The organism is uncultured Gimesia sp. (assembly GCF_963972345.1).
Classification (GTDB): Bacteria; Planctomycetota; Planctomycetia; order Planctomycetales; family Planctomycetaceae; genus Gimesia.
On record NZ_CAXAVM010000242.1, the window covers coordinates 1 to 10,082 of the forward strand.

Sequence of the window (10,082 nt, forward strand, 5' to 3'; positions counted from 1 at the left end):
CGGCACCGCGCGGGGCGACAGCATGGACCGACGCGATTGCTGCCTGAATCGTATAACTGCCTACTTCACCGGAGGCAATCGCCTGCTCCACCAGTGCCGTTCCTTCACGGATCTTATCCTGATCCCATAAAGAACGATCCTGATCTTCCAGCAGAATCAGATCTCCGTTTGCAGTCGAACGGGCTTCGCGGCGGGACTCGTGAATCAGCATCAAGGCCAGTAACCCTTTCACTTCCGGGTCATCCAGCAGACCCAGCAGCAGGCGTCCCAGTCGGATCGCCTCTTCCGATAAATCTTTGCGGGTCAGGGAATCACCGGACGAAGCAGAATAACCTTCGTTGAATACCAGATACACGACCGTCAACACAGCATCCAGTCGTTCGGGGAGATCTGCCCGATCCGGGACCACATACGGAATCCCCGCATCACGGATTTTTGACTTGCCCCGCACGATCCGCTGCGCCATCGTGGCAGGTGACGTCAGAAATGCACTCGCAATTTCTTCAGTAGTCAAACCACACACTTCCCGTAACGTCAGCGGAATCTGTACCTGGGGTGCAATCGCCGGGTGACAGCAGGTGAAGATCAGTCGCAGTCGGTCATCCTCGACTTCACTGTCCGACTTGTCGGCATTCAGACCGGCGATGCTTTCCAGTCTCTGCGCCACTTCCAGCTGAGCCTCGTCAAAACGGACGCGACGGCGAATATGATCGATGGCTTTAAATCGACCCGTTGAAACCAGCCATGATCGGGGATTGGCGGGGATTCCATCACGGTGCCACTGTTCGACTGCCGCTGCAAACGCTTCATGCATCGCTTCTTCTGCCAGATCGAAATCACCGATCAGCCGAATCAATGTAGCGAAAACACGACGCGACTCCGTCCGGTAAACTTCGTCTACTTTCGCTCGAATTTCTGCAGAGGAAATCTCACTCATCCGACTACTTCTTTTGCTTCAGACGGAAACAGCATCTATCGGCTATCTGGTTGATACTACGAGCCGTGAGAGACTGGCAGGATCTATTTATTCTTGATGATCTTACTCAAAATGGGATGATTATCCCGAATGTGATAGGACAATGCCTTGCGGGCCGCTCGCCAGTCTTTCTTCATTAAAGCAGTCAGAATCGCCTGATGCTGTCTGACCGTTTCAATGGCGGTTTCCCGGTCCTGGTCTTCCCAGTCAAACAGGATATCATAATACCTGCCCTGTCGCTGGAAAAAGTCTTTTATGTAATAATTGCCCGCTTTTTCGATCAGGTATTCATGTAAAGAATTATCGATCTGAACGCCTTCTCTGGCACTCTGTGGAATCACATTGCCGTCCAGAATCTTCTGCAGATCTGCTTCTTTAAGATGGGGTTTCGCCAACTCCAGTGCTTTGAGCTCCAGCAGTTCCCGCACTTCCAGAAAGGCCTGCATGTCTTCCTGGCGAAACGGTCTGAGCCGCCAGCCACGCCGGGGAATATGATCCAGAATCCCGGTTCCTGCCAGGCGATTTAAGATAATCCGCAATGAAGAACGGCTGATCTTGTATTTACGAGCGGTCACTTCTTCACGGATATCGATCGGCTCTCCTTTCAGGCTGAGCTTCACAAAATCATTCGTGATCACTTCAAACATGTCTGCCGGCGGTTCAGGCAGCTTTGAAGTCTGGCCTCGTTTGAGGGGCTTGATCTGCTCTGCATTCCGAACCAGTCTGCGGTTCGCACCTTTCTGCAGCAGACCTTCTTCAACCAGTTCGGCCAGTGCAATCCGAACCGGGGAAAAACTGACCTGATAATGTTCTGCCAGTGACTCCAGAGTCAACTGCGCCGGCAGATCCTGCCCACTCCGCAAGCGAATTTCCAGATCATTCTTGATGTAGTTCTTGAGAGACATGACGCGATTCTGAGACCAACCGTCTTTGTGGTGAAGTGCATAAGACAAGGCGCAACCAGGAGCAAAGGATTACTGCTTCTCCTTCCGATCCAGTTTACAATTCACGCTTCCTGTATGAAAGGCAACACCTTCATAAAAGCGCAAAACACCGACTCTCTGTACATTCCACTGATCTCTCGACTACACGCCCAGTTCCTCCCAGGGACCGGTGATCGCAAACGTCACGCCTGGATCCTGAATATTAACGAACAGCCATTCGCCATCCGGACTGAAACAGGCTCCCGCCCATTCACCGCCGCTGAAATCTCCTGCCAGCGCACCATGCTGACCGGCTTTCAACTCGATATTGTTAACCGCGACTGTCTTCAATTCCCCTTTGCGCGACAGGGCATGTAGACGCAGGGGTTTCAAATCAGCGTCTTCGCAGAGAATCAGACCGCCCCTGGGACTGACCGTCAAATTATCCGGACTGTCCAGGATGTCATGGCTCGGCGATTGAAATACCAGTTCCAGGATGTGTTCTCGGGGAGAGTAGGACCAGACCTGCCCCAGGCCGGCTTCGCCCCCATTGGTACAATTAAAGTACACGACCCCATCGCCAAACCAGCAGCCCTCCAGGCGACCAAATGTCGTTGCCCCTTTGTCTTTTCCCTGTGAGTAAACGCCGAGCCCATCTTCTTTGCCCGGAGTATTACGACGCAGGGGATCTTGAATATCAACCCACTCTGCTTCATAACGAATGCCATGTCGGGCACCAGTCCGCAGATCAGCTTTGCCTTTAATCTTAATCATCTGCAGGCGGCCCCCTTTCGTGAGGACCTCCGGTTCGTTCGGGAGAAATCGATAGAAACCGGCTGTATCACGATCCTCGGTTTCGTAGATCGTGCCATCGGCGGGATCGATGGCCAGTGCTTCATGAACGAAGCGGCCTAAAGCCTGTAACGGTTCTCCAGAAGCTTTCCCTTCTGCGGGAACTTCAAACACCCAGCCATGATGTTTTTCATGCTCGTATTGAACATCCCGAAAGCTTTCTTTGGGACCGATCACCGTTTCTTCACAGGAGAGCCAGGTTCCCCAGGGAGTCGGTCCGCCGGCACAGTTCTGCACGGTTCCCGCCAGACTCGTCCAGCTCCTCAACCACTTCCCGGATCTGACATTGAACTGCAGATTAGAACAACCGCCGCCAGCCTTGGGGTCAAACGTCAGTTCAGCCGGTCCGAAACTTTTTGAACCCTTAATTTCGTGATTACGACAGAGCGTCACAATATCGCCGGTCTGGGAAATCACGCCCATCCCATCATGGCCTTCCGGCGTGATCACGCCGTCGGACATCACATCGCCCACCCAGCCAAATGACTGATAGCGAAATCCTTCCGGCAGTTTTAATAAAGGTAATCCGGTTGCTTCATCCCGGACCGGGTTGAGATGTGAATCACCTTTCTCAATCCCTTTCGCTTCAGCGGACAACAGAAAACGGGAGAAGACAGTTCCTGCAGCCGGAGCAGCAATGGCTGTTTTCAGAAATTGACGCCGCGATGAAGATGTACGCACGAATCCCTCTGTGAAATAACAAAACAGGACATCGTGTCAGTTTGTGGTTCGCACCATAGAACCCGTTGATGAACTGGCACTTCAGCCAGATAATACAATGTATTGTTAAGTTTTGATGAACAAACAATGAAGACTTCTAAATCAGATCTTCTTGCTCCCCTCACAACGGTCATTTTGAATGAGCGATCATCGAATCGGTGGCCTCTTCTCCCCTGGCACAAATGAGCACATGATCTCACTCTCAGCTGAAAAGACTCGACTTGACCCGCTCCTGACTTCTCACATACTTCGTAGTTATGCGTCGCGCGCGTTGGCCCACATTGCTCTCAGAGAGAATCCATTCATGACTGCTGTTTTTATCACTCATAAAACCACTGTAATATAGCCCTGATTCAAAATGGCTGTCCTGATCACTCAGCATCCATTCCCGTTGTTTCTGCCATTTTTGTACCCGATTCGCCACTTGTCAGTACCACTTTCACGCTCAATCACACCCAGTCAGGACCTGTATCACGACAATACCACGCATCCTGTCATCAGTTCACCTGAGCGCCGGCAGAAATGCAATTCTCTCCCAGCGGGTGGAGGTTCTGACTATCGTCGATCAGGGAATCGACGATTCAGGAATCTGAATACAGGGAACGTCGCGAATTTTATCAGATGCGCAGCAGCGAACGGAGATGAAAATTCGGCAGTATTTTCAGAGAGCAAACCAACCGGGAGCTGGTTAAGGTCCCTTTGACGAAGGAAATGAGAATCCGGACTGGCGGATCCTTGAAGGTTGCTGCTGAGGTTGCTCGCCGGCGTCCTTCAGCCCTGAACTCCCCTTCATCGCACCGCTCAACCCCAGCACTTCCGGATGCCGGGCGATACGATCACTGAAGACTCTGATATCGCGGGCAATCGGTTCCAGGTTATTCAACAATACGGTCAGTGAGGAAGCGGAACGGTTCATATTCCGATAGAGCTCCGGATCAGAAATGAATTTTTTCAGTGAACCATCTCCCTCGTTCAGAGCCCGGGAGAAGGAATTCAGTTCGGCCAGAATCGCATCCAGTCGGGAGAGACTGCGATCCATCTTGATCACCATCGACTGGCTGTGCTTCGCCAGCGGGTCGGTCACCTGTGACAGGTTATCCAGGTTCTGTCCGGCTTTCTGTACGGCCACTTCGACAGAAGCAATCGTACGTTGTGTGCTTTCGATCATGGCCGGCATGGCTGCCATCGAACGTTTCAGATTTTCCTGCTGTACGGGGTCGGCCACCAGGTGATTCACACTGGTCATCATCTGATTCATCTTCCGCATTGCCAGTGAGAACTCTTCCAGGGAAGTCGCCGTGCGTTCGATCACAACGTCCAGATTCCCCTCCTTGGTCTCCATCAGGCGATTCATGTTACTCGCGACCTTCTCCCATTCCTGGCTGGTCGTGGAAAAGGCATCCAGGGTTTTCGTCACCTGTTGCTCCATGCGATACACGATCTCCATCGGATCGCTCGACTCTCGCCCGACCAGACGATCCCCCGGATTCAGAAAATCGGGACTGACGCCGGGCTCAATCACAATCTTCGAGTCCCCCATGATTGAACTGACAATCTGTGGACTGGCATCTTTGCGCAGATGCTGAGACTCATCAATGTTCACCAGCAGCATCACTCCCGGCTTACTGTCACTGGTGATAATTTTATCCACTTCACCAATCCGGATTCCATGCCGCACGACAGGGGTTCCCTGGTGCACGCCGGAAATCGATTCGAACTTCATGGCAATTGTATATTTTTTCTTCCACAGCGTTTCCAGTTGGCCGAACTGAAAAATCATACCGGCTCCGGTGATCATTGCGGAAATCACAAACAGTCCTACGCGAAATTGAATCTGGCGGTCCGTCATAAATAACCTCTATTTCGATCTCGTCCTTGAGATCAATAACTCTGGTCTGGTTTTAAAAATTACTTCTGTCTGTCTCAGAACGATCTGGATCAGCTGGCTTCAGCCAGTTCCCGAATCCGGTCACCCGCTTCGCCATGCACAAACTGATGCACGCGGGGCGACTCAGACTGAAACGCTTCCTCAGCCGTCCCCTCAAAGACAATCTGTTCTTCCGTCGCATTCAGTCGGGCCAGTGGATACAGCATGATGATCCGGTCCGCGACTTTCTTGACGGTACTCATGTCATGTGTCACCACGATACTGGTGACCGGACGACTGGCACGTGTTTGTAAAATCAGTTCGTTAATCACATCGGTCATTACCGGGTCGAGCCCTGTGGTAGGTTCATCGTACAGCATTACTTCAGGTGTCATCGCCAGTGCCCGCGCCAGGCCGACCCGTTTTTTCATCCCGCCGGAAAGTTGAGCCGGTTTTTTCTGACTGATACTTTCAGACAGTCCCACCTCCCGTAAGCGTTCAACGACGATCTGATCGATGTCTTCTGTTTTCAGGCGCGTATTCTGTTTCAATCCGAAAGCCACATTTTCGTAAACGGAAAGACTGTCAAATAACGCCGCCCCCTGAAACAGGTAACCGATCCGCAATCGATCCCGATGCAGTTCACGGGCACTGCGATCTGCGATCGAGCGGCCATTCCACAGGATATCGCCCTCTGAAGGTTGCAGGAGGTTCATGATCATTTTCATGGTCACACTCTTGCCACAGCCACTCTCGCCGATCACAACCAGTGTCTCGCCGCGCCGCACTCCAAATGAAACATCGCGCAACACCTGTTGTGTTCCAAACTGGCGGGACACATTCCGCAGTTCAATCACGTATTCATTGTCGGCAGTTCGTTCATTCATAATATTTTTTTCTGTTCGATTTCGAACGGAGACGTTATCTGATGACACCCGGGTAAACGGTCTGCATGAAGTGATAGAAGTTCACAATCGTGACTCCCAGCAGGAAGTCCAGAATCATGATCACAATAAAGGAATACACGAATGCTTCCGTAGCCGCCTTACCCACTCCCTCGGCACCCGCCCCACAGTGAAAGCCTCGATGACAGGAGATCAGTGAAATGGCAGCACCAAAGAAGAAACTCTTGAAGATGCCCCCCATCACATCATAGGCATACACGAACTGCTCGGAATAATGCCAGTAATAAAAGGAATCCACGCCCAGGATCTGCGTGCTGAAGAACCAGCCTCCCAGAATCCCGACCGCATCAGCCACAATGGTCAACAGCGGGATCAGTAAACAGCAGGAGAGAAACCGGGGGACCACCAGATAATGAATCGGGTCGGCACCCAGTGCCCGCAAAGCGTCAATCTGTTCGGTCACCCGCATCGTTCCCAGTTCCGCCGACATCGAAGTTCCCACACGACCGGCCAGCATGATCGCCGCCAGTACCGGCCCCAGCTCTTCTACCAGCGAAATGGCGATGACAGCGCCGATCTGGTTTTCCAGATGCATTAATTTAAACTGGTCGTAAGACTGGACTGCCAGCACCATCCCGATGAATCCCCCCGTGATCAGAATCACGGGAATACTCTGAATCCCGATGTGATACATGCACGACCAGAGATTGCTGCGGGGAGGCAGCCGGGTAATAATCCAGCCCAGCATCTCCCAGCCAAACAGAAACAGATCACCCAGCAGGCAGACCGTATTGATCACTCCCCGTCCAAGACCGTGAATCAGGGTGTCTCGAGGGACTGAAGGAGAAGCAGATGACATTAATTCTTTCCAGTTCAGACTTTACTAATCCAATAACAGAAACTTCCGCGGGCGGAAGGTTAATGGATTTTTTGATTTGAATCGAGACCATTTCTGGTGAACCCTGCGAAATGGGAAACGGGGGGATTTTCCAGGCAGAACGATACATTTTCCGGGTTGAGTCTTTCCGTTTGACTGTTTCTCCTGATAAAATGCATCAAGATCAGTTGAATTGATAAATTGGGGTGTATCTCCAACGTACATATTGATTTAATGCACGTCATTGACTCAGGCTGTCCGTCGAACGGATCGATTTGACGAGGATGTGCCACCCACTTTGACACCAAATCCGATGAACAACAGAGAAAGTAAGGATAGGTAAAATGAGATTTTTTTCTGTCGCGCTGATTTCCGTTATCTCTTTCACCCAGGTTGCTCACCTGTCTGCCGAGGATAAAAAAGCCAACCCCGCCACTGAGCAGGCCAAAGCCAAAATCATCGCCGCCGGAGGATCTGTTCTGGAACTGGCTCAAAATGATGATCGACTCGAAATTGCCTTTCATCTGTCGGACCAGAAAATCACTGATGAGACCCTCAAAACCCTCGCGGGGCTCTCAAAGGTCGCCTCACTCAATCTGCGTGGCACAGAGGTGACATCCGATGGACTGGCACAGCTCCAGCATCTGAAAGATTTAACTCACCTGCACCTGGAAAAAACAAAAGTGAATGATGCGGGACTCAAGCATCTGCAGCAACTTCCGAACCTGGAATACCTGAATCTGTATGGCACGGAAATCACCGACGCCGGTCTCCCTCAGTTGAACTCACTGAAAAAGCTCAAACGACTTTACGTCTGGCAGACCACAGTCACTCGCCCTGCCGGCCTGGCATTACAGGAACAGATTACGGGGTTGGAAGTCATTGGATTACCAGAAGAGCCTAAACCGGTCGCTGCCGAAAAACCGGAACTTCCCAAGCCAGTCGAAAAGAAACCGGAAGAAAAGAAACCGGAAGAGAAAAAAGCCGCTGAGAAAAAGCCGGAACCCAAAACAGAAAAGAAACCGGAGCCCAAACCTGCTGAGAAGAAAGCAGAGAAAAAGCCCGCTGAAAAACCGGCAGAAAAAAAAGAGGCTCCTGAAAAACCCGAGAAAAAAGACAAATAACTTAATCGGGATCGCATAACAGATGAAAACGCAGGGCTGTCACGGTCCTGCGTTTTTTAACATTCTGCTGAAAAATCACTCACTCAATTTGACGTATGATTCTCACTCCATTTTTCATTTCCCAATTTCCAATGGTATCGCATGGACCAGCAGCCCGGTCTCCCATGGCCACTGAATCGGAACCCGGATTTAATCAATCTGATCGCCAGCATCTCAGGTGAGCCTACCCGGATCGTCACAGAGAAACTGCTGCAGGAGGAACAATGCCTGGGCTGGAATGTCCGAACTGAGTTGCACGCCAAAAAGCTGACTCCCCATATCTGGAGTGAAGACCTGGCTCAATTTTATGCAACAACCAATGCCTTTCTCTACGAAACCTCCGTCTGGAACCGCAGGCCTCTCAAGCAGGAGATCCGTACCTGGATCTGCGACTATCTGACAATCAGTTTCCCGCAGCCTCTGAAAATCCTCGCCTTCGGAGATGGGCTGGGGTTCGACAGTCTGCAGTGGTCGCGAACAAAGCACGAAGTAACCTACTTCGAAGTCTCAACAGACTGTATTGCGTTCGCTCAACAGGTCTTCCGAAACAATGCAGCAGAGATCAACATGATCCAGTCGGTTGCAGAACTCGAGCCGGATTCGTTCGATGTCATCATCTGCCTGGACGTGCTGGAACATGTCCCCGAACCGAATTCACTCCTCACCGATTTTACAAACTGGCTTAAAACCGACGGGCTGCTGATTACGCACTCTCCCTTTTTTCTGGTCCATTCCAATTACTCAACCCACCTGAAATCCAATCAGAAATACAGTGGATGCATGAAGCTGTATACCAGTCTCGGACTGCAGCCCGTCCGCAGTCGCCTGTTCTGGGATCCGATCGTGCTGAAAAACACCCGGGATCCCTCGCTCAGATCGAAAATCCCCTGGAGCACCAGACTGGGAGGAGCGCTGCTGGCCCAGGGGCGTGGTATTAATGGAAAAATCCACGCGTTTTTCGCACAATTGAAATCTCAGGGAGCCGCTCACTGGGTGGATGATTTGAAACAACTGCTGGAACAGGAAGAGGCCGGCTCATTTGATCTGCCTCCCACCTGACTGCCTGAATTCATCCCGGCATTGTCAGATAATTGAAGAATGGGACTGCCCCGTCTGCTCTATTGATTTTGCAGCGATCTGATATGGCTCGTAATGTACGATCTGAATTTCAAAGGGAGCCGTCGCATGATAGATGACTCCCCGCCAGTGAATATGATTTGTTCTCCGGGCTGCTAACAGTGCCGCACAATAGACAAGTAAAGTCGGGATCAGCACCAGAACTGTGGAAAGTGGCAGGCGCTCCACATTCACACCCCGCTGTGCCAGCAGGGCTCTGATCTGGCAATCCAGACGGTACACGACATACCCTACCGAACCGCTGGCGAAAGCAACGACACTCAGTATGATCCCCAACCAGAGCAGGTTCCCCTGATTCAGAAAAAGTCCGAGTTCTGCAATCAGAATCATCTCGGCGACTGCGGAAAGCAAACCCAGTCCACATATAAATAACCAGCGGGAATGATAAAACCGGACATTCATTAGTTGCCGGGTCATGAATTGAAAACAGGATTTCAACGAGGTTGATTCTTCATTGACCATGGTAACTGCCGGAACAAATACGACTTTCTGATCCAGTTGGGTTGCCAGCGAGTTCAAACAGGTATCTTCCCACATCATTTTCGACCAGGATTCGGCCAGGCGGGGGTTGCGGAAGATTCGACTGCTGACGGCAATGGAACCTCCCCAGACAATATCCATCGCCAGCATCTGAATCACGGCCGCTGAGTTCCAGATATAGC

8 protein-coding genes and 1 pseudogene are annotated in these 10,082 nt (G+C 51.4%); 2 read left to right on the forward strand and 7 right to left on the reverse strand.

Features of this window, described 5'->3' with window-relative positions:
- The 6 genes from AACZ40_RS25980 to AACZ40_RS26005 all read right to left on the reverse strand — a co-directional run.
- A partial coding sequence (locus AACZ40_RS25980; RefSeq protein ID WP_339676450.1) for a DUF6596 domain-containing protein occupies nt 1-937 on the reverse strand: 937 nt, incomplete at its 3' end.
- Nucleotides 938-1,020: 83 nt separating this feature from the next.
- Nucleotides 1,021-1,881 carry a GntR family transcriptional regulator gene (locus AACZ40_RS25985; protein WP_291180508.1) on the reverse strand — a complete coding sequence of 287 codons (861 nt, stop codon included), beginning with the start codon at nt 1,879-1,881 and terminating at the stop codon, nt 1,021-1,023.
- Nucleotides 1,882-2,061: 180 nt separating this feature from the next.
- On the reverse strand, nt 2,062-3,432 hold the full coding sequence (locus AACZ40_RS25990) for an alkaline phosphatase PhoX (protein WP_291180507.1): 1,371 nt from the start codon (nt 3,430-3,432) through the stop codon (nt 2,062-2,064).
- Nucleotides 3,433-4,159: 727 nt separating this feature from the next.
- Nucleotides 4,160-5,320, reverse strand: coding sequence for an MlaD family protein (locus AACZ40_RS25995; protein ID WP_291180506.1), 1,161 nt, complete (start codon nt 5,318-5,320; stop codon nt 4,160-4,162).
- Between the two features lie 89 nt (nt 5,321-5,409).
- A complete protein-coding gene (locus AACZ40_RS26000) occupies nt 5,410-6,225 on the reverse strand; it encodes an ATP-binding cassette domain-containing protein (RefSeq protein WP_291180505.1) in 816 nt (271 codons plus the stop codon).
- Between the two features lie 34 nt (nt 6,226-6,259).
- On the reverse strand, nt 6,260-7,102 hold the full coding sequence (locus tag AACZ40_RS26005; RefSeq protein WP_291180502.1) for an ABC transporter permease: 843 nt from the start codon (nt 7,100-7,102) through the stop codon (nt 6,260-6,262).
- A gap of 362 nt (nt 7,103-7,464) precedes the next feature.
- Here AACZ40_RS26005 and AACZ40_RS26010 point away from each other — a divergent pair, with 362 nt between their 5' ends.
- On the forward strand, nt 7,465-8,244 hold the full coding sequence (locus tag AACZ40_RS26010; RefSeq protein ID WP_291180499.1) for a hypothetical protein: 780 nt from the start codon (nt 7,465-7,467) through the stop codon (nt 8,242-8,244).
- Nucleotides 8,245-8,385: 141 nt separating this feature from the next.
- Complete coding sequence (locus AACZ40_RS26015) at nt 8,386-9,342, forward strand: methyltransferase domain-containing protein (RefSeq protein ID WP_291180498.1); 957 nt, start codon at nt 8,386-8,388, stop codon at nt 9,340-9,342.
- Between the two features lie 24 nt (nt 9,343-9,366).
- On the opposite strand, the pseudogene AACZ40_RS26020 reads toward AACZ40_RS26015, so the two are convergent.
- Nucleotides 9,367-10,082: pseudogene (locus AACZ40_RS26020) on the reverse strand (glycosyltransferase family 2 protein); the annotation flags it as partial.